This is a genomic window from Rhizobium sp. YS-1r (assembly GCF_000757525.1).
GTDB classification, from domain to species: domain Bacteria; phylum Pseudomonadota; class Alphaproteobacteria; order Rhizobiales; family Rhizobiaceae; genus Neorhizobium; species Neorhizobium petrolearium.
Genome location: NZ_JPYQ01000056.1, coordinates 711,609 through 735,078, shown reverse-complemented (window position 1 = coordinate 735,078; position 23,470 = coordinate 711,609). Strand labels below are relative to the sequence as shown.

General features: G+C 61.5%; 21 protein-coding genes. 10 read left to right on the top strand and 11 right to left on the bottom strand.

Annotated elements, in window-relative coordinates:
- The first annotated feature begins 151 nt into the window (after nt 1-151).
- The 3 genes from JL39_RS29170 to JL39_RS29160 all read left to right on the top strand — a co-directional run bounded on the left by JL39_RS29170 (nt 152) and on the right by JL39_RS29160 (nt 3,527).
- Complete coding sequence (locus JL39_RS29170) at nt 152-1,684, top strand: glycosyltransferase family 39 protein (RefSeq protein ID WP_081953028.1); 1,533 nt, start codon at nt 152-154, stop codon at nt 1,682-1,684.
- 82 nt (nt 1,685-1,766) lie between these two features.
- Entirely contained in the window at nt 1,767-2,474 is a 708-nt protein-coding gene (locus tag JL39_RS29165) for an SDR family oxidoreductase (RefSeq protein ID WP_037159073.1), read from the top strand.
- 15 nt (nt 2,475-2,489) lie between these two features.
- The gene (locus tag JL39_RS29160; RefSeq protein WP_037159071.1) at nt 2,490-3,527 is read left to right on the top strand and encodes a 4-hydroxyproline epimerase; all 1,038 of its coding nucleotides are present in this window, start codon (nt 2,490-2,492) and stop codon (nt 3,525-3,527) included.
- 17 nt (nt 3,528-3,544) lie between these two features.
- Here JL39_RS29160 and JL39_RS30695 read toward each other — a convergent pair whose 3' ends face one another.
- The gene (locus JL39_RS30695) at nt 3,545-4,471 is read right to left on the bottom strand and encodes a tetratricopeptide repeat protein (RefSeq protein WP_052183172.1); all 927 of its coding nucleotides are present in this window, start codon (nt 4,469-4,471) and stop codon (nt 3,545-3,547) included.
- A gap of 235 nt (nt 4,472-4,706) precedes the next feature.
- Between JL39_RS30695 and pyrC the strand changes: the two genes are divergently transcribed.
- From pyrC to JL39_RS29135, 4 genes are all read left to right on the top strand, one after another.
- Entirely contained in the window at nt 4,707-5,750 is a 1,044-nt protein-coding gene (pyrC, locus tag JL39_RS29150) for a dihydroorotase (RefSeq protein WP_037159068.1), read from the top strand.
- 119 nt (nt 5,751-5,869) lie between these two features.
- The gene (locus JL39_RS29145; protein ID WP_037159065.1) at nt 5,870-7,048 is read left to right on the top strand and encodes a GGDEF domain-containing protein; all 1,179 of its coding nucleotides are present in this window, start codon (nt 5,870-5,872) and stop codon (nt 7,046-7,048) included.
- Nucleotides 7,049-7,144: 96 nt separating this feature from the next.
- Nucleotides 7,145-7,840 carry an orotate phosphoribosyltransferase gene (locus JL39_RS29140; RefSeq protein WP_037159064.1) on the top strand — a complete coding sequence of 232 codons (696 nt, stop codon included), beginning with the start codon at nt 7,145-7,147 and terminating at the stop codon, nt 7,838-7,840.
- A 73-nt stretch (nt 7,841-7,913) separates the two neighbouring features.
- Nucleotides 7,914-8,840, top strand: a complete 927-nt coding sequence (locus JL39_RS29135) for a carbohydrate kinase (protein ID WP_037159062.1) — start codon at nt 7,914-7,916, stop codon at nt 8,838-8,840.
- A 64-nt stretch (nt 8,841-8,904) separates the two neighbouring features.
- Here the strand turns inward: JL39_RS29135 and pgi are convergent, their stop codons facing one another.
- The 3 genes from pgi to JL39_RS29120 all read right to left on the bottom strand — a co-directional run bounded on the left by pgi (nt 8,905) and on the right by JL39_RS29120 (nt 13,715).
- Nucleotides 8,905-10,530 (bottom strand): glucose-6-phosphate isomerase, encoded by a 1,626-nt coding sequence (pgi, locus tag JL39_RS29130; RefSeq protein WP_037159059.1) that lies wholly within the window; start codon nt 10,528-10,530, stop codon nt 8,905-8,907.
- A 101-nt stretch (nt 10,531-10,631) separates the two neighbouring features.
- The gene (locus JL39_RS29125; RefSeq protein WP_037159055.1) at nt 10,632-11,876 is read right to left on the bottom strand and encodes an alpha/beta hydrolase; all 1,245 of its coding nucleotides are present in this window, start codon (nt 11,874-11,876) and stop codon (nt 10,632-10,634) included.
- Nucleotides 11,877-12,017: 141 nt separating this feature from the next.
- The gene (locus JL39_RS29120; RefSeq protein WP_037160011.1) at nt 12,018-13,715 is read right to left on the bottom strand and encodes a long-chain fatty acid--CoA ligase; all 1,698 of its coding nucleotides are present in this window, start codon (nt 13,713-13,715) and stop codon (nt 12,018-12,020) included.
- Between the two features lie 266 nt (nt 13,716-13,981).
- On the opposite strand from JL39_RS29120, the gene JL39_RS29115 reads away from it, so the two are divergent.
- Entirely contained in the window at nt 13,982-14,371 is a 390-nt protein-coding gene (locus JL39_RS29115; RefSeq protein WP_037159051.1) for a PRC-barrel domain-containing protein, read from the top strand.
- 100 nt (nt 14,372-14,471) lie between these two features.
- A complete protein-coding gene (locus JL39_RS29110) occupies nt 14,472-15,578 on the top strand; it encodes a hypothetical protein (protein WP_037160008.1) in 1,107 nt (368 codons plus the stop codon).
- A 6-nt stretch (nt 15,579-15,584) separates the two neighbouring features.
- Here JL39_RS29110 and nadE read toward each other — a convergent pair whose 3' ends face one another.
- The 5 genes from nadE to JL39_RS29085 all read right to left on the bottom strand — a co-directional run bounded on the left by nadE (nt 15,585) and on the right by JL39_RS29085 (nt 20,370).
- Nucleotides 15,585-16,583 carry an NAD(+) synthase gene (gene nadE, locus JL39_RS29105; protein WP_037159049.1) on the bottom strand — a complete coding sequence of 333 codons (999 nt, stop codon included), beginning with the start codon at nt 16,581-16,583 and terminating at the stop codon, nt 15,585-15,587.
- The gene (locus tag JL39_RS29100) at nt 16,580-18,133 is read right to left on the bottom strand and encodes a class I adenylate-forming enzyme family protein (protein ID WP_037159046.1); all 1,554 of its coding nucleotides are present in this window, start codon (nt 18,131-18,133) and stop codon (nt 16,580-16,582) included. The genes nadE and JL39_RS29100 overlap by 4 nt, the downstream gene beginning before the upstream one ends.
- Nucleotides 18,134-18,152: 19 nt before the next feature.
- The gene (locus JL39_RS29095; protein ID WP_037160005.1) at nt 18,153-18,410 is read right to left on the bottom strand and encodes an acyl carrier protein; all 258 of its coding nucleotides are present in this window, start codon (nt 18,408-18,410) and stop codon (nt 18,153-18,155) included.
- Nucleotides 18,411-18,544: 134 nt separating this feature from the next.
- A complete protein-coding gene (locus JL39_RS30690) occupies nt 18,545-19,390 on the bottom strand; it encodes a GNAT family N-acetyltransferase (RefSeq protein ID WP_052183170.1) in 846 nt (281 codons plus the stop codon).
- A 29-nt stretch (nt 19,391-19,419) separates the two neighbouring features.
- The gene (locus tag JL39_RS29085; RefSeq protein ID WP_037159044.1) at nt 19,420-20,370 is read right to left on the bottom strand and encodes a D-2-hydroxyacid dehydrogenase; all 951 of its coding nucleotides are present in this window, start codon (nt 20,368-20,370) and stop codon (nt 19,420-19,422) included.
- A 106-nt stretch (nt 20,371-20,476) separates the two neighbouring features.
- Between JL39_RS29085 and JL39_RS29080 the strand changes: the two genes are divergently transcribed.
- Nucleotides 20,477-21,589, top strand: a complete 1,113-nt coding sequence (locus JL39_RS29080; RefSeq protein ID WP_037159041.1) for an NAD(P)/FAD-dependent oxidoreductase — start codon at nt 20,477-20,479, stop codon at nt 21,587-21,589.
- An 18-nt stretch (nt 21,590-21,607) separates the two neighbouring features.
- Here the strand turns inward: JL39_RS29080 and JL39_RS29075 are convergent, their stop codons facing one another.
- Together JL39_RS29075 and JL39_RS29070 are read right to left on the bottom strand one after the other, a co-directional pair.
- Nucleotides 21,608-22,534 carry a dihydrodipicolinate synthase family protein gene (locus tag JL39_RS29075; RefSeq protein ID WP_037159038.1) on the bottom strand — a complete coding sequence of 309 codons (927 nt, stop codon included), beginning with the start codon at nt 22,532-22,534 and terminating at the stop codon, nt 21,608-21,610.
- Complete coding sequence (locus tag JL39_RS29070) at nt 22,531-23,238, bottom strand: ribonuclease activity regulator RraA (RefSeq protein ID WP_037159036.1); 708 nt, start codon at nt 23,236-23,238, stop codon at nt 22,531-22,533. The genes JL39_RS29075 and JL39_RS29070 overlap by 4 nt, the downstream gene beginning before the upstream one ends.
- Between the last annotated feature and the right edge of the window lie 232 nt (nt 23,239-23,470).

Below are 23,470 nucleotides of genomic sequence, written 5' to 3'. Positions count from 1 at the left end.
AGCAGAAATTATCCTTCTTGAGCTCCGGTGCGCCATTTTTCTCGACAGTTGGTGATCTATATCCAAGGTCCGGCCGTCGCCAGTTTGTTATTGATCCGTGCCGTGCGCCGTGTCACGTGCTGAAGGATGTCGTCTTCCACGAGGAACGGAAATGGATCGTGAGAGCGGCGCGATATTCGCGCGCGAAGATTTGGAAGAGCCCGGCCGCCTGACGCGATTTCTCTCGCGGGGCCTGTGGGCGAACGCGCTGTTTCTCGGCATCTATTTTGCCCTGAGCATTGCCGTCCGGTTGATACTGCCGAATTCGCTGACCCTCGACGAGGCCGAACAGTCGCTGTTCTCGCAATACTGGCTTGCCGGTTACGGACCGCAGCCGCCTTTCTACAACTGGGTTCAGAATGCCTTCGTTCGCGTCATGGGGATTTCGCTGTTTTCCCTGATGCTCCCGAAATTCCTCATGCTGTTCCTATGCTACGTGTTCTTCGGCCTGGCGGCGCGCGAGCTCGATCGGCGTCCCGCCGTCGTGGCGATGGCGATGCTGAGCCTGGTTACTCTGCCGCAGGTCTCCTACATGCCGCAGCAGGATCTCACCCATACGGTCGCGGTGCTGATGGCGACCTCGCTGTTCCTCTATGGTCTTTTCCGCACGCTCAGGCACCCGGACTGGATTGGCTACGTGATCCTCGGAATTGCAATCGGCATCGGTATGATCTCGAAATACAATTTCGTTCTGCTGCCGGCGGCGACGGTCGTTGCGGTATTCTGTGATCGCGAGTGGCGCGGTCGCCTGTTCGATCAGCGCGTGCTTCTGACCGCCGTTGTTGGCCTGGCCATCATTCTCCCGCATGCGCTCTGGCTTGTCGGCAATATCGATCTCGCAACGAACGGTACGATCGGCAAGATGGTGGAAGCCAACGCTCCCCATGGAGCCGCCCGCGCTGCCAGGGCGTTCAGTTCCCTCGTCCTCGCCTGTATCGCCTTCGGAGCTCTGACGGTTGTCATCTTCGCGGTCGCCTTCAAGAAGGATTTTCGCCCTGCCTTGAGGGCTGGGGATCGGTGGACGCGTCTGCTCGGACGGATGATGCTGGTCGCACTCCTGGGCGTTGTCTGCGTGATCCTGGTCACGGGAACGACCAAGATCACCGAGCGCTGGCTCGATCCTTATTTGTTTGCCCTGCCGCTTTATCTGCTTCTGAAGCTGGAGCGGTCGGGTGTGGATACCGGAGCGAACCTCGGACGCTTCGTGCCTGTCTTCGTTGTCATCATGGCCGTCACCCTGGTTCCGCTGGCGGGCAAGACACTGACCAGCGGGCTGACGGGCTCTTATTCACGGATAAACTATCCCTTCGCATCCGTCGCGGAAGTGCTGAATGCTGAACAACGACCCGCATTGATCGTCGCTGGCGGTATGCATCTTGCCGGCAATATGCGGCTGCAGTTTCCCGACGTGCCCGTCATCAATTCCGAGCAGCCGATCGAGGGCTTTCCGCCACCGGATGCTATGAGGGCACCGGTCTTGGCCATATGGGTTGATGGCGGGAAGACCGCAGGCACACCGCCGATCGACCTTTCGTCCGTGAACGTCCTGGGGCTGACGCCGTCGCCCCCCCAATCCCTTTCGCTTCCCTATTATTATAGTGACGGCAACACGAAGCTGAGCCTCGGTTATCTCTGGCTTCGCTGAAGACAGTAGGCAAAACCGACGCGCTGATATACCTGTTCGCGGAGGCTGGCTGATCGCCGGCAAAATCTTCAGGGAGGTTCCGATGGCTGAGACGGAAAAGGTGGCGCTGATCACCGGCGGCGGACGCGGCATGGGCGAAGCGATAGCGCGGGAACTCAATGCTCAAGGTTACAGGCTGGCTCTGATGTCACCATCGGAAAGCTGCGAGATCCTGGCAGCCGAGCTCGGAGGCGTAGCATCCCGCGGTGTGGCGGAAAAGGCCGAAGACATTCAGGCAATTTTCGACCTTGCGATGAAGACCTACGGCCGCATCGACGCCGTCGTGAACCATACCGGCCATCCGCCGAAGGGTGATCTGCTCGACATCACCGATGAAGCCTGGACGCTCGGCTCCGACATGATGATCCTGTCGCTGGTGCGTATGGCCCGCCTCGTGACACCGGTGATGCTGAAGCAGGGCAAGGGCGCCTTCGTCAACATCACCACGTTTGCTGCCTATGAGCCTTCGCTGGTTTTCCCGGTTTCCTGTACCTACCGTGCGGCAGCCGGAGCTTTCACCAAGCTCTATGCAGACCGCTATGCGGCGGACAACATCCGCATGAACTGCATTCTACCCGGCTATATCGACAGCCTGAACCACAAACCCGAGACCGCCGATAAGGTCCCGATGAAGCGTATCGGCCATGTGGAGGAGATCGCCAAGACGGCTGCCTTCCTCCTGTCGGACGGCGCCGGCTACATCACCGGCCAGAACATTCGCGTCGATGGCGGCATTACCCGCCACGTTTGATTGGAGCATCCCGGAATGAGATGGAAGCGCACGATCCAGCTTCTGGACGTTCATTGCGAAGGCGAGATCGGCAAGGTCGCGATCGGCGGCGTGCCGAAGATACCCGGCGAGACGATCGCCGCCCAGCTTCACTGGCTGAACACCGATCCCAAGGGGCAGGAGCTTCGCCGTTTCCTCTGCCTCGAACCGCGCGGCGCGCCGATTGGCTCCGTCAACCTGCTGCTGCCGGCAAAACATCCGGATGCGGACGCCGCCTTTATCATCCTGCAGCCCGACCAGGCGCATGCGAGCTCCGGCTCGAACTCCATCTGCGTCACGACGGCGCTTCTGGAATCCGGTATTGTCGAGATGAAGGAGCCGGAAACCGTCGTGACGTTGGAAACGGCGGCCGGCTTGGTCAAGGCGACAGCCTCTTGCCGGGACGGACGCTGCGAAAAGGTCAAGCTTACGATGGTGCCCTCCTTCGTGCACGAACTCGACGTTCGGCTCGATACGCCGGAATGGGGCGGGATCAGGCTCGATCTCTGTTATGGCGGAATTTTTTATGCGCTGGTGGATGTCGCTCAGATCAATTTGGCGATCGAGAAGGGCAACGCCGCGGCGCTCGTCAAGGCGGGCATGGTGCTCAAGGACCTGATCAACAGGCAGATACCCGTCGTTCACCCTGAAATCCCGGCGATCTCCGGCGTTGCTTATGTGATGTTCCGCGATACTGAAGCCGATGGCACGGTACGCACCTGCACCACGATGTGGCCGGGCCGGGCGGATCGCTCGCCCTGCGGAACGGGCAATTCCGCCAACTTGGCCGCCTTGCATGCCCGTGGCAAGGTGAGGCTCGGCGACGTCTTCAAGTCGCGCTCCATCATCGGCTCGGAATTCGAGGTGGGGCTGGCGGCGGAAACGACGGTTGCGGGAAAACCGGCGATCATTCCGACAATCGCCGGTCGTGGTTTTACGTTTGGCCTGCATCAGGTGGCGCTTGACCCGTTCGATCCACTCGCGGATGGTTTTGCCATGACCGACGTTTGGGGACCGTCGGCCGGAGAAATCTAAGGTCGGAAATCTGAACTTTAGATTTCCTTGGCCACGGTCGTGGGCGTTTCCACATCGCCCGGCTTCAGGACAAGCGAGTTCACGCCTTCCGGCATGGACGGATCGCTCGGTGCCGGAACGATGCCAAGTTCCTGCATCTGCAGGAACTTGTAGGCGCCGAAGAGGTCGCCGGCTTCGCCGGCCTGGCGATACATTTCGGCAGCCTTCTTGGCATCGGCCGCGATGCCTTCGCCGGCCTCATACATCAGGCCGAGATTGACCATCGCATCGGTATTGCCGCGCTGGGCGGCAAGATCATACCAGGCGATCGCCATCTGGTCGTCCTGCGGAACCAGTTGGCCTTCATCGTAGATCGCGCCGACATTGAACGCGGCGGTATCATCGCCTTCGGCTGCAGCCTTCTCGAACCACTGCAGCGCTTTGCTCACATCCGGCTTGGTGCCGAGGCCGTCGCGATAAGCGACGCCGAGATTGTAAGCACCAAGTACGTTGCCGCTGAGAGCGGCTTCCTGGTAAAGCTGAAATTCTGCCTGTTCGTCGCCGAGCCGCCCCATCAGCATGCCGAAATTCACCTTGGCGGCCGGATAGCCCGCTTGGACGGCGGCATTATACGCGCTCATCGCGTGGTCAGGCTGCTGGATTTTGTTGAGCGCACGGCCGAGCTGATAGGCAAAACGTGGATTGCCGGTTGCGTCATAGGCCATCCGACAGGCATTGACGGCAGAACCGTCGATATCATCGATGCCGACCGGCGCGAATTCGCTGTTGCGCTGCTGGTCGTAAGGGCTGCCGGCGAGCCGGTCGCATTCCGTCTGCACGGCCGCCGCGAGCTGCAGGCTGGCTTGTTCCTCGGCACCCGGGGAAACCGCCAATGCGCAAAGTGCGATGGCGGTACCTGTGGCAATTGCAAATCCCCTGTTGACTTTGGATGCCTGGGATTTCATCGTATGTACTCCGACTCAGAGATTCCTCAGATTGGTTAACGAACGCTGTTGGCGGGCGCAGGTTCCGCTTGTCCTGAGCTTTCGTTCCACGATCGGTCCTCTTATCCTGCACATTTCCGTGAAGCCTGATATTTGGCAGATGAGATGTCCTGGACGGTTTCACTCATCCCATCGGATTGTTTTGGATGAGCCGTTGGTGGTATGCGGTTGAGATAGATCAATTCGGAAGCTTTTCATGAAAACGCTCACGCTTCGCCGCCCCGATGACTGGCACCTGCATCTGCGCGACGGCGCGATCCTGCAAGGGGTGATCGGCGATACGAGCCGGCATTTCGCTCGCGCCATCATCATGCCCAATCTGGTGCCGCCGGTTGTGACGACCACGGATGCCAGGGCTTATCGGGACCGTATCATCGCCGCGCTTCCGAACGGCGATCGCTTCGAGCCGCTGATGACCCTTTACCTGACTGAGCATACGGACCCGGACGATGTGGAGGAGGGCAAGAAGAGTGGCCTCATCACCGCGGTGAAGCTTTATCCTGCGGGCGCGACGACCAATTCCCATGGCGGCGTGCGCCATCTCGACAACGCGATGCCAGTTCTGGAGCGCATGGCGAAGATCGGCCTGCCGCTCTGCGTGCATGGGGAGGTGACGACGCCGGAGGTGGACATCTTCGATCGCGAGGCGGTTTTCATCGAGACGGTACTCGATCCGCTGCGCAAGCGCTTGCCGGAACTGAAGATCACCATGGAACATGTGACGACGGCGGATGGTATCGACTACATCAAGTCGTCGAAGGGCAATCTCGCCGGCTCGATCACCACCCATCACCTGATCATCAACCGCAATGCCATCCTCGTCGGCGGTATCCGCCCGCACTATTATTGCCTGCCGGTCGCCAAGCGTGAGAACCACCGGCTGGCGCTCCGCGCTGCCGCGACCTCCGGCGATGCGCGCTTCTTCCTGGGTACGGATTCCGCCCCGCATGTCGATCCGTTGAAGGAATGCGCCTGCGGTTGTGCCGGCATTTATACTTCGGTCAACACGATGAGCTGTCTGGCGCATGTGTTCGAAGAAGAGAATGCGCTCGACAAGCTGGAGGCCTTCACGTCACTCAACGGCCCTGCCTGGTATGGCCTGAAGCCGAACGAGGAGACGATCACGCTTGAGAAGCGGGATGAACCGGCCAATTTCCCCCCAAAGCGGGAAACAGGTGCCGGACCGATCACGGTTTTCGATCCGATGTTCCCGCTCCACTGGCAAGTGGTTGAAAAGTGATGCCTAATGCACGCGGATGGGTAGCATTTGGTGCAATGCGGTAACCTTTTGGATAGAATCCGGAATTAGCGTAGGCGCCAAGATTTCCCGCTGGGGGTGCCCCGAAGAGAAAGCTTGGCATGATGCTCGACTACCATTCTCTTCTGCTGGCGCTGGGTGTCTCGGCGGCGTGCCTTATGGTAACGCTGTTCGGAACATGGTTTTCCCGTCGTACGGATTCCTTTCTGCTCACGCTGGTCGTTGCGCTCTGCCTGATCGTATCGGGGATATTTTCCTATAGTTCCTACACTATGGAAACAGGCCTGCTGCGGGTATCGGTCGCCTACACGTTCCTCATGGCAGGCTTCAGCACCACCTATGCCGCATCCGTGCAGTTCCGGATCGGCAACAAGCCTTGGAGGCTTGCTGTAACGCTCTCTGTCGTAAGCGCCATACTGGGGCTGCCGCTCTTTGCCGTCGGGGTTGACGGGCTCGGGCTGATTGCGATGAATATTGGCGCGGCGATGCTGCTGATAGGCACCGCCTGGCAATACTGGCTGGCGCGTCAGGAAGCTCCCGGACCGCTGTGCGGAATGGCGATTCTCTATAATCTGAGCGGTTTATCCTTCGCCCTATGTGCCGTCGTCTTGATCGACGGGGGCCAATGGGTGCTCGGACGCGCACCCGACAACTGGGCGGAGAATCTCAATATCGGTGTCTGTATTGCCGGTATGACCGGCATCGGTTCGCTGTCGCTTGCTCTTCACCAGTGGCGCATGGCCGCCCATCACCGTCGGGAGGCAATGACCGACGCATTGACCGGGCTTCTCAACCGCCGGGCGCTTTTCGAGCAGCACGGCAGCCGCATCCTGAATTCGTCGACCGCCGTGATCGTTTTCGACATCGACCGCTTCAAGTCGATCAACGACCAGCATGGCCACGCAGCGGGTGACATGATGCTGAAGATTTTTGCAGAGGAACTGGCAAACGGTACGCCGGCGCCGAATACCGTAGCCCGTCTTGGCGGCGAGGAATTCGCGATGATCCTTCACAACGTCCTGCCCGGTCGGGCCGAGCGGATTGCCAACGAGATTTCCCGTCGCTTTGCTGCCCGCGAAATCCCGATGGGCGAAACGGTGCTCCGCTGCACCGTCAGCGCGGGTGTTGCCGTGGGGGCGACAGGCGGTCAGCCATTCGAAACCGTGCTCGGTCTGGCTGATAACGCGCTCTATGAGGCCAAGCGCGCAGGTCGCAACCGTGTCGAGGTTGCCGGCTACCTGCGATCGGTGGACGTGGGCGACACGCGCAGCAGCGCCTGATCGCACGTTATTTCTGACATCATTTCCCGGCATCGTCTGGCGCCTGCCGCCGCATGCTGCTATTGCGGCGCGTGGTGATCAAACAGGAGCGGGCGCATGATCCAGACCACATTTCCAGACCGGGGCGTAATGGCCGAACTGATGGCGAAGATGCTCTGGGAGATCGGGGCGGTTCATTTCAGCGCCGACAAGCCCTACAAGCTTTCGTCCGGCATGATGAGCCCCGTCTATATCGACTGCCGCAAGCTGATCTCCTATCCCCGCATCCGCTCGTCGATCATGGATTTCGCTGCCGCGACCGTCATGCGCGACGCCGGCTTCGAGAAGTTCGATTGCGTCGCGGGCGGCGAGACTGCTGGCATTCCCTTCGCGGCTTTCCTCTCCGAACGTCTCGGCCTGCCGATGATCTATGTCCGCAAGAAACCCAAGGGTCACGGCCGTAACGCGCAGATCGAGGGACACATGCCGGAAGGCGCGCGCGTGCTTGTCATCGAGGACCTGATGACTGCAGGCGGCAGCATGTTCACGTTCATTGATGCCATCCGTGCCGCCGGCGGCGTGGTGGATCATGGCATCGCGCTTTTCTTCTATGATATCTTTCCGGAAGCCGGACAGCGTTTTGCAGACGGCAAGGTCCAGCTCCATCACATCGCCACGTGGCGTAATGTCCTGGCGGTCGCGCGCGAAGGCAAGCTGTTTGACGACAAGACGCTATCTGAAGTCGAGGCGTTTCTCGACGCGCCGCTCGCCTGGTCGGGCCGCAATGGCGGCGTGAGCGAACTGGCGCCTTGATTTTTTGCTCTGGCCTTTTGACAAAAGCTCGCTTAATCGATTGAAAGTTGCTGGAGCGAGCGGGAGGACTCTTATGATTTTGTGCTGCGGCGAAGCCCTGATCGACATGCTGCCGCGCGAGACGACGCTTGGAGAGAGGGGTTTTGCGCCCTATGCGGGCGGCGCGGTCTTCAATACGGCGATTGCGCTCGGTCGGCTCGGCCAGCCGACGGCCTTTTTTACCGGCATTTCCGACGACATGATGGGCGACATCCTGCGCGAAACGCTGGCAAACAGCGGCGTCGACCACAGTCTCGCGGCCGTCTCCTCCCGCCCGACGACGATCGCTTTCGTGAAGCTCGTCAACGGCCAGGCGAGCTATGCCTTCTATGACGAGGGCACGGCTGGCCGGATGATCACCGAGGCCGACCTGCCGGTGTTGGGCGACGATTGCGAAGCGATGCATTTCGGCGCGATCAGCCTCATTCCGGAGCCTTGCGGCAGCACCTATGAAGCGCTGATGGCCCGCGAATACAGGACGCGCGTCATCTCCTTCGATCCGAACATCCGTCCGGGTTTCATCAAGGACAAGCAGAAGCATATGGATCGTGTCCGCCGCATGGCCGGCATGTCGGACATTGTGAAGTTTTCGGACGAGGATCTCGACTGGTTCGGCATGGAGGGTGATCACGACGCGCTCGCCGCCCACTGGCTGAATGAGGGAGCAAGGCTCGTCGTGCTGACCCGCGGCGCGGAGGGCGCGACCGGTTATACGAAGAGCTTCAAGGTTTCGGTGCCGAGCGAGCGCGTGGCGGTGGTCGATACGGTCGGTGCGGGCGACACGTTCGATGCCGGTATTCTGGCTTCGTTCAAGAAGCAGGGCCTTCTGACCAAGGAAAAGGTCGCGGTGCTGACTGAGGATCAGGTTCGCAAGGCGCTGGCGCTGGGCGCCAAGGCTGCCGCCGTCACCGTCTCGCGCGCCGGCGCCAATCCGCCTTTCGCCCACGAGATCGGTTTGTAACTTCAACGCAATGAACGGAGCCCTCCCGGCGCTCTCGCGGGGAGGACTTATCGTGTCGCGGGCGTTATGCCTTTAGACCCGCAAGCGCCGTGACAAGTCCCTGCGTCGAGCTGTCGTGCTCCGCGGCGCTCTCCTTGCCCTGCACGATGGGGAGCAGGCCGGTCGCCAGTTCCTTGCCGAGCTCAACGCCCCACTGGTCGAAAGAATTGATGCGGAAGAGTACGCCTTCGACGAAGACGCGGTGCTCGTAGAGCGCAATCAGCCGGCCGAGCGCGAAGGGTGTCAGCTTGTCGTAGACGAAGGTGATCGATGGCCGGTTGCCGGTGAAGACGCGGTGCGGCGCGATGAAATCCGCCTTCGCTTCGTCCATGCTCTTGGTGGTGAGCTGTTCCTTCGCCTCGTCTAGGGTACGGCCCTTCATCAGGGCTTCCGATTGCGCCAGGCAATTGGCGATCAGGAGCTCGTGCTGGTGGCGCAAGTGCGGCTCGAAACCATTGGCCGCGATCATGAACTCCGCCGGAATGATGCTCGTGCCCTGGTGAATGAGCTGATAGAAGGCGTGCTGACCGTTGGTGCCAGGCTCGCCCCAGACGACCGGGCCTGAATTGCCCTCGACCGGCGAGCCGTCGATCGTCACGCCTTTGCCGTTCGATTCCATGTCGAGCTGCTGGAGGTAGGCAGGGAAGCGCAGGAGACGCTGGTCATAGGGCAGGATGGCGCGAGACGGGTAACCCAGCACGTTGCGGTGATAGTAGCCGATCAGGCCGAGCAGCATCGGCAGGTTCTGGCGCGCCGGTGCGGTGCGGAAGTGCTTGTCCATCGCATGTGCGCCATCGAGAAACTTTCCGAAATTTTCCGGACCGATGGCGATCATCAGCGGCAGGCCGATCGCCGACCAGATGGAGTAACGCCCACCGACCCAGTCCCAGAAGCCGAAGATGCGGCCGCTTTCGATGCCGAAGGCGGCGACCTTGTCGAGCGCCGTGGAGACCGCGGCGAAATGATGTTTCACGGCCGCTTCCCCGAGCTTGTCGGCGATGAAGGCGCGGGCCGAGGCGGCATTCGTCATCGTCTCGATGGTCGTGAAGGTCTTCGACGCGACGATGAACAGCGTCGTTTCAGCGTCAAGCAGTTTCAGCGTATCGGCGATATGCGCGCCGTCGACATTGGAGACGAAATGCGCGCGCGGGCCGTCATGGTAGGGCGCCAGCGCCAGCGTCGCCATGACGGGGCCAAGGTCGGAGCCGCCGATGCCGATATTGACGACATCGGTGATCGGCTTGCCGGTGGCGCCCTTCAGGGCGCCGGAGCGGATGCCGTCGGCAAACGCACCCATCGCGGCAAGTACGGCGTTGACATCCGGCATAACGTCCTTGCCCTCGACAAGGACCGGTGTGTTGGACCGGTTGCGGAGCGCGGTATGCAGCACCGCGCGGCCCTCGGTGAAATTGATCGGAACGCCCGAGAACATTTCCTCGCGCTTCTTCGCGACGCCGCCGACTTCGGCGAGCCTTTCGAGAAGCAGCAGGATCTCCTCGTTCACCGCCGTCTTCGAATAGTCCATCAGCAGGTCGCCGAAGCTGGCGCTGAACCTTTCGAAACGATCGGGATCGGCCGCGAATGCAGCACGGATATTCGTGGCATTGGCTCTCGCGACGGCGGATTTCAGGTCTTGGATGATGGCCCGCATGGATATGTCCTCACGCTCGGAAAGGGATGCACGGGAACCTATTCGCTTTCCCCATCAAATCAAGCATGTCAAATCAAGCGCGGCTCAGGAGACGATGTGTTTTATTGCCCGACAGCCGTGGTAACCGTGTTGCCCACGGCATTGCCGAAGCGGTCGACCTGTTCGTTGTAGGTGCGGCGTGTTGCCGGATCGAAGATCGCGATCGGGGCGCTGACCGCAACGCTTGCGGCGCTTCCGACCGTCTGGGCCGTGCCGACCGCGACCGCGCCGAGCCGCTCTCCGAGACCCACATTGGAATCGGTCACCGTCTGTCCGGCGATCAGCCGGTTTCCGAGCAGTTTTACGACTTCCGGGCTTTCGGCGAATTTCCCGTGATTCAGGCGATCGCCAGTCTTGAGCGCCGTCAGATCGAGCACGACGATGCCGGCCTTTTCGAACTCGCTGCGATAGGGCTCGACGGTCGGGTCCACCTGGCCGAGCCGGTCGATATTGCCGGAAATACGGCGTGACAGGCTGAGCGCCCGGTCATCGCGGGAAACGAACAGGGTGAAATGCGGCCGCTTCTCGCCGATCTCGGCAAGCTGATGGCTGAAGACATCGACGTCGAGATCCGGGGAGGCGAGGATGACGTTCTGGATCTTCGGTGCCACGCGGCCGTCGCGGATTGCCATCTGCCGGAGCGCCTCGACGGTCAGCCAGGACCCCATGGAATGGGCCATGATGGTGACTTCGCCGACGGTTGGCTCCTGGGACAACCGGCGCAACATCTCCTCAAGCGCCTCGCGGGAATAGTTCGTGCTTTCCTTGTCGTAGTTGTAGGCGAAAATGCTGCCGCGCGACGGCCATGTGAAAAGCACCGGCGCCACATCCGCCTTCGAATCGTGAACGATCTGGGCGAAGCGATAGACTGCATCCTCGTAGCGGTTGTTGAAGCCATGCACGAAGACCAGCACGCGCCGGCTTTTCGGCAGATGCTGCTTCAGCCAGCCCTGGGCGCTTTGCGGTGCCATCGGCGTGACGGAGATGGTTGCAAATTCCTTGGCCGGATTGGCGGGCAGTTTCTTCGGCCATTGCACTTGACCGATCTCGCGGGCGCTGTCCGGCGGAACGGAGACGGCGATCTCGGTGACCTGCAGATCCTTGCCGCGTTCACCGGAAAAAAGCATGCCCGGCGTTTCGGAGGGACGCCGCGTGGTCGCGACGAGCACATCGACATTCGATGTCTGGGCTGCCCGCGCTTCAGTTGGAACGAGCACGCCTTCGGGCCGTCCGGCGCAGCCGGAAAGAACGGCCAAGACCGTGACGACAATGATCAGGTGAAACGAAAACCCGGTGCGGCTCTGCAAGCGAACTCCAACATGCTCTTTGTCCAGCCTATTATTGCAAAGCACTAATCAAGGAATGCCCGAGCGTCCACCATGAATGCCGGGATTCCGCAAATAGGGCCGGCGCTTGGAGACGGCCTGTCACGGCAATGCAACGATCGGTCAGCCGCGTAGCTCGCGCCGCAGGATCTTGCCGACATTCGATTTCGGCAGCTCGGTGCGGAATTCGATGAAGCGCGGACGTTTGTAATTGGTCAGGTTGGCGGCGCAATGGGTCCTGATGTCCACGTCCGTCAGGTTCGGGTCTTTCTTCACGACGAAGAGTTTCACCGCCTCGCCGGAATGCTCGTCCGGCACGCCGATCGCCGCGCATTCCAGCACGCCGGGATGCATGGTGACTACCTCTTCGACTTCGTTCGGATAGACGTTGAAGCCGGAGACCAGGATCATGTCCTTCTTGCGGTCGACGATCTTCGTGTAGCCTTGGCGGTCCATATAGCCCATGTCGCCGGTGCGGAAGAAGCCGTCGGGTGTCATCGCCCTGGCGGTCTCGTCCGGACGGTTCCAGTAACCGGCCATGACCTGCGGCCCGCGGATGCAGATCTCACCCACATCGCCGGGCTCGACCTCGTCACCGTCATCGTCCCGAATGGAAATTTCCGTCGAAGAGAGAGGCAGGCCGATCATGCCGGTGAACTCGGTCGTGTCGAGCCGGTTGGCGGTGGCGACCGGCGAGGTCTCGGAAAGTCCGTATCCCTCGGTGATCGGGCATCCGGTCATCTTCAGCCAGCGTTCCGCCACCGGTCGCTGAACCGCCATGCCGCCGCCGAAGACGAGAAGCAGCGAGGAGAAGTCGAGCTTCTGGAAATCCTTGTTGTTCATCAGCGCGTTGAACAGCGTGTTGAGGCCCGGAAAGACGTGGATCTTGTATTTATGCAGCTCCTTCACCAGCGCCGAAATATCGCGCGGGTTGGCGATCAGGATGTTGTGGCTGCCGGTCGCAATGCCCATCAGCGAATTCACCGTTAATGCAAAGATGTGATAGAGCGGCAGCGCGCAGAGGAATTGCAGATTCTCCGGCCGGGGTTTGGTGAGGAAGGCCGTTTCCAGCCAGATCCCCATCTGCTCCTTGTTGGCGAGCAGGTTCGAATGGGTGAGGATCGCGCCCTTGGAGACGCCCGTCGTGCCTCCGGTATATTGCAGGAAGGCGATGTCCCGGCCATGCACTTCGACCGGGTTCATCGTCAGCCGTGCGCCTTCGGCGATGACCTGCTTGAAGCTTTTGGCCGAAGGCAGCGACCATTTCGGTACGAGTTTCTTGGCTCGCCGCACGACCAGGTTGACGATATGGCCCTTGAGGCCGAGCATATCCCCCATCGTGGCGACGACCACATGCCTGAGATCGGTATGAGGCAGCGCCTGCTCGACCGTATGGGCGAAATTCTCGAGAACGAAAATGGCCTTTGCACCGGCGTCCTTGAGCTGATGCTCCAGTTCGCGCGGCGTATAGAGCGGGTTGACGTTGACCACGACCAGGCCGATGCGAAGGATGCCGTAGACGATCACCGGGTTCTGCAGGATGTTCGGCAGCATGACGGCGACGCGGTCGCCTTTTTCAAGCCCCTGCGCCTGCAGCCATGCGGCGATCTTGCGGCTTTCCGCTTCGAGCTGCCTGAATGTCAGCGATTTGCCCATGCTCGAAAATGCGAGCCGGTCCGCGTAGCGCGCGCAACTTTCCTCGAAAAGCTCTCCGAGCGAATGATGGGCGAGGGGAGGAATCTCTTCCGGTACGGTCGGAGGATAGGAGGCCAGCCAGATTTTGTCCGGGTTTGCGCCCATTCGTGCGGACAGTTCGTTCATGAAAGCCTCCTCCGTTGTGTTTCCGCTGCCCCACGTCTTTCCGTGACGCATAACGGCAAGGTCCTCCACCTCGCCGCGAGAAAACAGATTATGCCACGCCACCATGACCTTGAGCCATAGGGAGTTTAAAAGAGCTATATAACTTTAACGTAAACGTCAATTGAGCCGTGATGCGCTCTCTCTGACGTCCGCAGGTCGGGGAACAAAGCGCCAGGGCCGGAGTTTTTCAGACGTAACAATACACCAGGAAAACAAGGAGGTGCGTCATGTTGCATCACGAACCGCGAGCTGGACAGGACCCCTATGTCAAGGATACGCCGTCGCTGATCGCCAGCGACAAGGTGGAAGGCACGCGCGTCTACGGCGCCGATGGCAAGCGTATTGGATCTATCGAGCGCGTGTTGCTTGAAAAGCGCGGCGGGCGAGTTGCTTATGCGGTGCTGAGTTTCGGTGGCTTCCTGGGGATCGGCGACGACTATTATCCGCTGCCTTGGGAAAAGCTGCGCTACGATGAAGAGCTCGATGGCTATCGTATCGACTTGACGAAGGACCAGATCGTCGGCGCCCCTCGGTATCGCGATCTGGACGACGAAACCTGGTACAACAACGGCCGGACGATCCACGACTATTACGGCGTTCCGCCCTATTGGATGTAACCGGTAGAGTGTTTGTTTTTGGGAGGCTCGCGATCAGCGAGCCTCTTTTCGTTTATTTAATCCTCATCATGCAAGTTCTCTCCCCAACAAGGGGATGATCATGACGGGCAGGACGGAAGCGGGTACGGTCCGCGACTTTGAACGTGGCGACGTAGATGCCGTCGCACAGCTTTTTCAAAGGACGTTCCGTGATACGAAGACGCCATCGCCTTCGCTCGTCACCTATCTGAAACAGGCCTTTTTCGATCATCCCTGGACGGAGCCGGATATCCGCTCGAAGGTTTTCGTCGAGGGGAATGGCCGGATATCGGGTTTCGTCGGCGTTCTTCCCTCGCGCCTGGAATTGGATGGCCGTCTGCTGCGTGCGGCTTTTGCAAGTTCGCTGATGGTGGAAAATCCGAAGGAAAATCCGCTCGCCGGCGCGCGCCTCGTTCGCGCTTTTCTGTCGGGCCCGCAGGATATCTCTCTGACGGAGACGGCCAACCAGACAGCGCTCGGTATGTGGCAGAAGGCCGGTCACCCACTCGACCCGGGATACAGCCTGAACTGGCTGCGCGTGTTGCGACCGGCCGCGATCGGCGTGCAACTGCTGGAACGCCGCTTTGGCCCGGCCCGGCTCTTGCGTCCGTTCGGCCGGCTTACCGACCGAATGGTCTCGCTGGTCAGCAAATCGCCCTTCCATCCGGCCTACAATGGCAAGCTCACCTTTCGCGATGTGACGCCGGACGTGTTCGGCGATGCGCTGTTGACGCTCAAGGATTTCTATCCCCTGAGGCCGCGCTGGGACGCGGACAGCCTCGGCTGGTTCATCCGTCAGGCGGAGCAGAAGCTGAATTTCGGCTATCCGGAATGGCGGGTCGGTTATGCTGCCGACAACAGGCCGATTGCCGCCTACGCCTATTTCACGGAGCCGGGAGGCATCGGCTGGGTGCTTCAGGCGCTTGCCGCACCGGCCATGGCGGGCGATCTCGTCGACGATCTCTTCACCCACGCCTACGGGCTCGGCTGCGCCGGGCTGCGCGGTGCTGCACATCCTTGGCTGATTCCGGCGCTGATGACCCGCCGCACCTTCTTCTACAGCCGCTCTTTCTATGTCGCACATGCGCGGGACAAGGCGCTGCTGGAGCCGGTCAGGTCCGGCCAGGCGCTGATCAGCGGGCTGGCCGGCGAAGGCTGGACGCGCCTGATCGGCGACCGCTTCGACTGACTTTCGTCAGCCGATCATCGTCAACGGCTCGGCGTGCAGGTATTCCGCAACCTTGCGTTTGGAGGCGATATTGCGCCAGACGGCCTCGACCTGATCCGGGGTGATTCCCACGGCCTCCCCCACGTCTTCCCGCGAAATGCCGTTTTCGAGCCCGTAGAGGCAAAGGTCCATCCGGTCATAGGGCAGCGAGAAGTAATATTCGTCCTGGCCCTGCGGCAGCGACCAGGTATCGGTTGTCGGCGGGCGGCGGCGAATGTCGGCGGGCACGCCGAGCGCTTCGGCGAGCTGGTAGACCTGGCTCTTGTAGAGATGCGCGATCGGCTTGAAGTCGGCCGCGCCATCGCCGTTCTTGACGAAAAAGCCCTGGTCGTATTCCAGCCGGTTCGGCGTGCCGGCAACCGCGAAATTCAGCCGGTCGGCGTGGTAATATTCGATCTGCTTGCGGGTGCGCTGCTTCATGTTGGCGGCAGCGATCATGCCGAGATAGACATCGAGCGGCATGCGGTGGCGGCTCTGTTCGCCGGCCGGACTGGCGACGACCAGCCAGGAAATGTTGTAGCCTCGGTTCGAGAGCGCATTTTCCAGCACAACCTTGCAGCCCCAGCCGTCACCGAATTCCGGCACGATCTGGCGGATGAAACCGTCGCGGCGGGTGTAGCAGCCCGCGGCGGCGAGCGCCGGGCCGATATCCTCCAGCACTGTTTCGATGCCGACGGCTTCGGCCAGTGCCTTGCCGAGGCGCAGGCTTTCCGGATCGGAATCGTGCTCCGGCATGAAGATGCCGGTAACCTTGGCGGGCCCGAGCGCGCGGGCGCAGAGTGCAGCCGTCACGCTGGAATCGATACCGCCGGAAAGCCCCAGCACGGCGCCGCGTTTGCGCAGGTCCTTGAGCACCGTTTCGCGGATCCAGCCGCAGATGCGTTCGATTTCCGCTTCCGCGTCGAGCCTCAGTGTTTCGGCCGAGAATTTCTCCGCAACCCGGGCACGCTTCAAACTCTGGATCATGCCACATTCTCCCGTATGATTTCGTTGGTCTCACCGGCTCCGAGCCGGATCTTGCCGGTCGTCGTGCGCGGCAATGCATCGCGGAATTCGACGCTTTTCGGCACCATGTAATCTTCAAGCTGGCCCGCGCAGTGGCGGATGATCTCGCGTTCCGTCAGCACCGCGCCATCCTCGATCACCACATAGGCGCGGATCGCCTGACCGAAGACCGGGTCGTCAATGCCGCCGACGACCGCTTCGCGTATGCCCGGCAGCGCATAGAGAACCCGCTCGACCTCCTGCGGGCTCACCTTTTCGCCGCGCGTCTTGATGATATCGTCGCGCCGGCTGACAAAGTAGAGAAACCCGTCCGCATCGGTGCGGAACAGATCGCCGGTATGCAGCCGCCGGCCATCAGCCACGGGAGAAAGCGCGCGCAGCGACGTCAGGCTGTCGCCCCAATAGCCGGACATCACGTGCGGCCCTTCGACGACGAGCTCTCCGACCACGTCGGGCGGCGCCGGGAACCCGTCCTCGTCGATGACGAAGGCCCTGGTGCCGGGAATGGCCTTGCCGACCGAAAGAGGCCGGCGGGCAATTTCATCCGGCGGCAGGTAGGTGGCGCGCAGGCATTCGGTCTGACCGTACATCAGGAAAAGCCGTGTTGCCGGGAAAAGACGTTGCAGTCGTTCGGTGAAAGCAGGCGGCATGGCGGCGGCCGCACTGGTTATATAGCGCAGCTGCGGCAGAAAGCCGGGCTCGAGATCCTTCATGCCGGCAATGAGTGCCGCCATCGGCGGCACCAGTGGGAAGCCGGTAGCCTTTACCTCCGCCAGCCGCTCCAGGATCTTGCGCGGAAACGCGAAGCTCTTTTCCAGAACCAGCGTGCCGCCGACCGTCACCATCGTGACCATCTGCGTAATGCCATAGCCGAATGAGAGAGGCAGCACGCTCAGCACGATGTCGTCCGCCGTATTGTCGAGATAGGAGGCGATTGCGTCGCAGGCGGCCTGGACATTGACATGCGTGAGCATGACGCCCTTCGGTCGCCCGGTCGATCCCGAGGTATGGATCAACAGGGCAAGCGCTTCCTCGTTTCGGAATTCCTGCGGCGGCGCCTTCGGCTCGCGCGCCACGGCCTCCTCGAACCGCAAGGCCTCGCCGGTATCTCTTCCCGCATCCGCCTGTGCGACGATCATTATAGGCCGGCTCTTCGCGCCGGCGACCGCGGCATTGACAACCATCTGCTGGCGCGCCTGCGTGAGGATCGCAGCCGCCTCGGTGCTTTCCAGGATGATGGCGAGCTTGTCCGCTTTGATCGAAGGATGGAGCGGGCAGGGCACCGCACCGGCCTTCCAGGCGCCAAAGAAGCTGGTGACGGCCTCGTGGCCGTTATCCAGCAGCATCAGTACCCGGTCTCCGGGCTTGACGCCGGCGCGGGCGAGGCTCGCCGCCAACCGGTCGGATTGCGCATCGAGGCCCGCATAGGTCAGCCGGACGTCACCCGCAACAAGCGCGATCTTGTTGCCGAACCGTCGGGCGCTGTCGCGGAGCCGTGCCTCTAGGCGCATCGCATGATCTTTCCGGCGCTCACGCCGCCGCGGGAAGCTTGGAGGCGAGATATCGGGTCATGTTGTCGATGCTGTCGAGGTTTTCCGGCACGATCTCTTCGTCGGCGATCGTGATGCCGTAAGTCTGCTCCAGAAAGGCGATGAGTTCGAGCACACCGGTCGAGTCGATCACGCCGGTATCGAGCAGCGACTGGCTGTTCGTCACGTCGGCATCGGCGCGGAAAAGGAAATTTTCCGCAATAAATTCGCGCACCGCATTTTCGAATGCATTTGCCATCGCCCAACCCCTCTTTGTCCTGAAATCCCAGCGCAGATAAGGCGCGGAAGTCAAGCGTCCATCTTCAGCATCACCCCTAAATGTTTCGCTAAAGTCGGAAATACTTTTGTATCTATGTGTCGTAATGGACGAATTTACTTGAGCTCCAGCGACATTTCCGACTGCGTCAGCCTGCTCTTGCGCCAGGCGACGCGCCGCATGAAACGATCGAGCACGCCCTCCGGTACATTTTCGACGACGTAGAGCTTGCGCCCGGAATAGCGCGCCGCCAGTGCATCCGTCAGCGACCGGCCCAATCCCCGGCGGCGATAGTCCGGATCGACGGCAAGGCCGTAAAGCCGCACGTCGCGGCCGCTGTCATCCACCAATGCGGCCGCCTTTCCGTCGAGCGCAAAGCCCTTGAGCGGCGGCCCGGCCTGCCGGAAGCAGATCGGGTCCGTCTGCCAGGTCGGGTCGGCATCCGAGAATTTTGACAGCATCTCGACGGCGGTCGCGAGATCGCATTCCGTTGCCGGCATCACGTCCGGGGCGGCGAGCTCGTGGCTGCGGCTGAAGCCGACCAGCTTTCGGGTGATTTCGAAGCCGAGCGAGAGATAGAGGTCGCGCGCCCGGACATTGGAATTGATCACCTCGAGGATGAGTTTCGCCTCGCCGCGCGCCCTGGCCGCCTCGATGGCTTCGCGCATGATGTTGCGTCCAAGCCCCTTGGCGCGGATCGTCGGGCCGATGCCGAGTGCGCTGATGCGCGACCGGTCGCCTCGTCTTGCAACGAGCAGGATGCCCGCGGGTTTTTCACCGTCGAAGAAGACTTGGCTGATGTCGGGATCGACGTCCTCCCGCTGGATGCGCAGCGCCAAGGCCTGCGATGTGACGTTAACCGGAACGACATAACCCGCAAAGCCTTCGGTATAGGCCTGCGCCGCCACCTCCAGCGGGCAGGCCGAAAGCGGGCGGCGGATGGTGGGGGTGCTGAGGTCCATCGATTGCGCTCCTTGAGGCCGCGATGACGTTAAAGAACGTTGGTGGGCGTGCCCTTTTTGAAATTCTCGATATGGCTGATCACCTGCGCCCAGAGCGTCTGCATCGCCTCGTCGCTCGCCCAGGCGACATGCGGTGTCACGATGACGTTCGGCCGTTCGAGAACGGCGAGCAGCGGATTGTCCGGCGCCGGCGGTTCCTTCGTCAGAACGTCGAAGCCGGCACCGGCGATCAGCCCCTCGTTGAGAGCGGTGACCAGGTCCGCCTCGTTCACCAGCCCGCCGCGTGCCGTGTTGATGATCAGCGGGCGCTTCTTCATCCTGCGGAATTCCTCGATCCCGATCAGGTTTCGCGTCGTCGGCGTCAGCGGCATATGGAAGGTGATGATGTCGGCAGTTTTCAGCACGTCATCGAAAGCTGTGTAACCCGGCTCGATCGTCTCGGTACCCTTGCGGGCCGCAAAGATGACTTTCATGCCGAAGGCCTCGGCAATCTTCGCCACTGACTTGCCGAGTGCCCCGCGGCCGAAAATGCCGAGTGTCGAACCGGCAAGGTCGCGGATCGGGTGGTTGAAGAAGCAGAACTGGTTGGCGCGCTGCCATTCGCCGGCGATCACGTCCTGCCGAAAACCGACGATCGAGCGACGCAGCGCGAAAATGAGCGCGAATGTATGCTCAGGCACCGTGTTGACCGCATAGCCGCGCACGTTAGACACGGTGATGCCGCGCTCCTTGGCGAAAGCGAGGTCGATCACGTCATAGCCGGTGGCGGCGACGGCGATCATCTTCAGCTTCGATGCAGCGGCTATTGCCTGCTCGCGAACCGGCGCTTTGTTGGTGATGACGATATCGGCGTCGGCAATACGCGCGGCGACGTCCTCCGGCGCTGTCTTGCCGTATTCCACCCACTCATGCGCAAAAGAGGGTCTTGTGATCGTCACCGAGGGGCCGATCGTGTCGCGGTCGAGAAACACCACCTTCATTGAGAAAAATCCTGCATGATAAATCCTCCCTCGCAGCCGAAGTCTGGCCGCAGCCGATTTCTCGTATATCATTCTGCCTGCTAATCGGAAGAGCGCGGAGAACGGAATGAACGAGGTGCCGGAGCTCGATTGTGTCGTCATCGGCGGCGGCGTGGTGGGGCTCGCGGTGGCGCGTGAGCTGGCGCTTGCCGGCCGCGAGGTCGTACTCCTGGAAGCGGAGCCGATGACCGGCAGCGTCACATCCGCCCGTAACAGCGAAGTCATCCACGCCGGTCTCTATTATACAACCGGCAGCCTGAAGGCCGAACTCTGCGTCGCCGGCAGGTCCCGGCTCTACGACTATTGCCGTGAAAGAGATATCCCGCTCAGGCGATGCGGCAAGCTGGTCGTCGCCTCCAACGAGGCGGAGGTCGGCTATCTCGAAAAGCTCCTGAAACAGGCCGAAGCCAACGGGGTCGAGGATTGTTACCTGATCGGCGGCGCCGAGCTTGCGGGCATGGAGCCGCGGATCAAAGGCTTCACCGCACTCGTTTCGCCCTCGACCGGCATCATCGACAGCCACCGGCTGATGGAGGCTTACGTCGCCGATATCGAGGCGCATGGCGGCGCGATCGTGCTGAACTCGCCCGTCCTGAGCGGAGAGCTGCTGGACGACGTCGTCCGGCTTTTGGTCGGCGGCCGCGATCCGGTGGAGATCGAGGCGAAGTTGGTGGTAAATGCCGCGGGCCTGAATGCCTGGGCGGTCTCGGAGGGCTTGACCGGCCTTGACCCAAAGACGATACCGGAACGCCACTATGCGAAGGGCTGCTATTTCTCGCTCGCCGGCCGTGCACCGGCGGAGCGGCTCATCTATCCAGTGCCGGAACCGGGCGGCCTCGGCGTCCACCTGACGCTCGATCTCTCTGGTCAGGCGCGTTTCGGACCGGATGTCGAATGGGTCGAGACGATCGATTACGATGTCGATCCGCGCCGGGCGGACAGGTTCTATGCAGCCATCCGCCGCTATTGGCCGGACCTGGCTGATAGAGCATTGCAGCCTGCCTATTCCGGCATGCGTCCCAAGGTGGTTGGGCCTAACGGGGGTGGTGGCGGCGACTTCGTCATTCAGGGACCTGAGGCGACCGGCCATCCCGCTTACGCTGCGCTTTACGGTATCGAAAGCCCCGGCCTCACGGCCTCCATGGCGATTGCCGAGAGGGTGGCGCGCCTCGCTTTGTGAAGGGAGGCGCTACCGGATTCAGAGCGCCGCCCGCTTGTCGTGCTTGGCGAGGCGGGCAAGCAGGTAGTCGACTTCCGCCTTCGCAGTCGCCGAAAGCATCTGCGCCGGCTTGCGCTGCACATCCGTGGCGATAACCCCGCGCCGTTTCAGCACGTGCTTCCTGATCGCAAGGCCGACGCCGACCTGTTGCTCGTAGCGGATGAGTGGCAGATGCGCATCGAAGAGATCATGCGCCTCGTCCCGCTTACCGGCTGCAAAAAGGCTGATCAGTTCGGTCAGCATGTCCGGGAAACCATAGCCGGTCATCGCGCCGTCGGCGCCGCGTTCCGGTTCGAAATCAAGGAACAGTCCGCCATTGCCGCACAGGATCGAGAAGGGACGCAGTTCGCCCGCCTTCTGCATGGCGCGCAGCTTTGAAATCTTCTCGAGTCCCGGCCAATCTTCATGCTTCAGCATCAGGCAGGACGGATGATTGGTCATGATCTTCGCAATGACGCCGGGCGACATGACGACGGTGAGCGTCAGCGGATAATCCTGCAGCACCCATGGCACATCCTCGCCGACCGCCTCGACGGCGCCGCCGAAATAGTTGACGATCTGGTCATCGGTCCTCAGCGAAGGAGGCGGGGCGATCATGACCCCGGCCGCACCCATCTCCATCGCGTCGCGTGCCAGCGACCGCATGCCGGCAAAGCCGGGCGCCGAAACGCCGACGATCACCGGCACCTTGGCGCGCGCGAGAACGCGTTTGACGATCGCGCGGCTCTCTTCAGGCTCCATTTTCGGTGCCTCGCCCATGATGCCGAGGATAGTGATGCCTGTGCAGCCGCTTTCCTCGTAGAAATCCGTCAGCCGGTCGATCGAGACAAAGTCGATCGAGCCGTCTTCAAGAAAGGGCGTGGTGGCGATGGCATAGACGCCGTTGGAATCGGCTCCGAATGTCATTTCTGGCTGTCCTTCCAGGCCTGGTAGCGGGCTTTCGTTTCTGCGTTCATCGGATAGAGGCCGGGCAGCGGCACGCCGCGGTCGACCTCGGTCATGATCCAGGCTTCCATCCGTTCCTGCTCGGGAGCTTCCGCAAGAACCGCCTCGAGGAGTTTCGCGGGGATCAGCACGGCACCGTCTTCGTCCACCACGACGATGTCATCGGGGAAGACGGCGACGCCGCCGCAGGCGATTGGCTCCTGCCAGCCGACAAAAGTAAGCCCGGCAACGGACGGCGGGGCTGCGACCCCGTTGCACCAGACCTTCATGCCGCTGCCGAGCACGCCTTCGGCGTCGCGCATGACGCCGTCAGTAACGAGAGCCGCTACATTGCGCTTGGCCATGCGGGCGCAAAGAATGTCACCGAAAATGCCGGCATCGGTGACGCCCATGGCATCCGCGACCGCCACGCAGCCTTCCGGCATCGCCTCGATCGCAGCGCGGGTCGAGATCGGCGAAGACCAGCTTTCCGGCGTCGCCAGGTCCTCGCGGGCAGGCACGAAGCGCAGCGTGAAGGCCCTGCCGACGACACGGTCCTGGCCGGGCCTGATCGGCTTGGTGCCGCGCATCCAGACGTTTCGCAGGCCCTTCTTCAAAAGCACCGTGGTTAGCGTGGCGGTGGAAACGCCTTTGAGTGTCTCGATGATCTCCTGGTCCAGCGACATGAATTCTCCTCGGGAAATTTCTTGAGCCGCCAGGGCTGGCGACGGGCGCGATATTCCTTCGCGTACTCCCGTTCGTCAAGGAAACTGATGGCTTCCTTTATTGACATGAGAGCGATCCCGTCGCCGGCAGGGCCCTGATGCCCGCTGTCATTGATTTTTCAGATATGAGCGTCGAGACACCGGAGGGTGGTCGTCGACCATCCGCCGCGCTTTAGTGCCAATGTCGAAGGAG

What these genes read in the sequence shown, in the direction of transcription:
- JL39_RS29170 (WP_081953028.1), top strand. Translation starts at nt 152, where the DNA reads ATGGATCGTGAGAGCGGCGCGATATTCGCGCGCGAAGATTTGGAAGAG.
- JL39_RS29165 (WP_037159073.1), top strand. Translation starts at nt 1,767, where the DNA reads ATGGCTGAGACGGAAAAGGTGGCGCTGATCACCGGCGGCGGACGCGGC.
- JL39_RS29160 (WP_037159071.1), top strand. Translation starts at nt 2,490, where the DNA reads ATGAGATGGAAGCGCACGATCCAGCTTCTGGACGTTCATTGCGAAGGC.
- JL39_RS30695 (WP_052183172.1), bottom strand. Translation starts at nt 4,471, where the DNA reads ATGAAATCCCAGGCATCCAAAGTCAACAGGGGATTTGCAATTGCCACA.
- pyrC (WP_037159068.1), top strand. Translation starts at nt 4,707, where the DNA reads ATGAAAACGCTCACGCTTCGCCGCCCCGATGACTGGCACCTGCATCTG.
- JL39_RS29145 (WP_037159065.1), top strand. Translation starts at nt 5,870, where the DNA reads ATGATGCTCGACTACCATTCTCTTCTGCTGGCGCTGGGTGTCTCGGCG.
- JL39_RS29140 (WP_037159064.1), top strand. Translation starts at nt 7,145, where the DNA reads ATGATCCAGACCACATTTCCAGACCGGGGCGTAATGGCCGAACTGATG.
- JL39_RS29135 (WP_037159062.1), top strand. Translation starts at nt 7,914, where the DNA reads ATGATTTTGTGCTGCGGCGAAGCCCTGATCGACATGCTGCCGCGCGAG.
- pgi (WP_037159059.1), bottom strand. Translation starts at nt 10,530, where the DNA reads ATGCGGGCCATCATCCAAGACCTGAAATCCGCCGTCGCGAGAGCCAAT.
- JL39_RS29120 (WP_037160011.1), bottom strand. Translation starts at nt 13,715, where the DNA reads ATGAACGAACTGTCCGCACGAATGGGCGCAAACCCGGACAAAATCTGG.
- JL39_RS29115 (WP_037159051.1), top strand. Translation starts at nt 13,982, where the DNA reads ATGTTGCATCACGAACCGCGAGCTGGACAGGACCCCTATGTCAAGGAT.
- JL39_RS29110 (WP_037160008.1), top strand. Translation starts at nt 14,472, where the DNA reads ATGACGGGCAGGACGGAAGCGGGTACGGTCCGCGACTTTGAACGTGGC.
- nadE (WP_037159049.1), bottom strand. Translation starts at nt 16,583, where the DNA reads ATGATCCAGAGTTTGAAGCGTGCCCGGGTTGCGGAGAAATTCTCGGCC.
- JL39_RS29100 (WP_037159046.1), bottom strand. Translation starts at nt 18,133, where the DNA reads ATGCGCCTAGAGGCACGGCTCCGCGACAGCGCCCGACGGTTCGGCAAC.
- JL39_RS29095 (WP_037160005.1), bottom strand. Translation starts at nt 18,410, where the DNA reads ATGGCAAATGCATTCGAAAATGCGGTGCGCGAATTTATTGCGGAAAAT.
- JL39_RS30690 (WP_052183170.1), bottom strand. Translation starts at nt 19,390, where the DNA reads ATGGACCTCAGCACCCCCACCATCCGCCGCCCGCTTTCGGCCTGCCCG.
- JL39_RS29085 (WP_037159044.1), bottom strand. Translation starts at nt 20,370, where the DNA reads ATGAAGGTGGTGTTTCTCGACCGCGACACGATCGGCCCCTCGGTGACG.
- JL39_RS29080 (WP_037159041.1), top strand. Translation starts at nt 20,477, where the DNA reads ATGAACGAGGTGCCGGAGCTCGATTGTGTCGTCATCGGCGGCGGCGTG.
- JL39_RS29075 (WP_037159038.1), bottom strand. Translation starts at nt 22,534, where the DNA reads ATGACATTCGGAGCCGATTCCAACGGCGTCTATGCCATCGCCACCACG.
- JL39_RS29070 (WP_037159036.1), bottom strand. Translation starts at nt 23,238, where the DNA reads ATGTCGCTGGACCAGGAGATCATCGAGACACTCAAAGGCGTTTCCACC.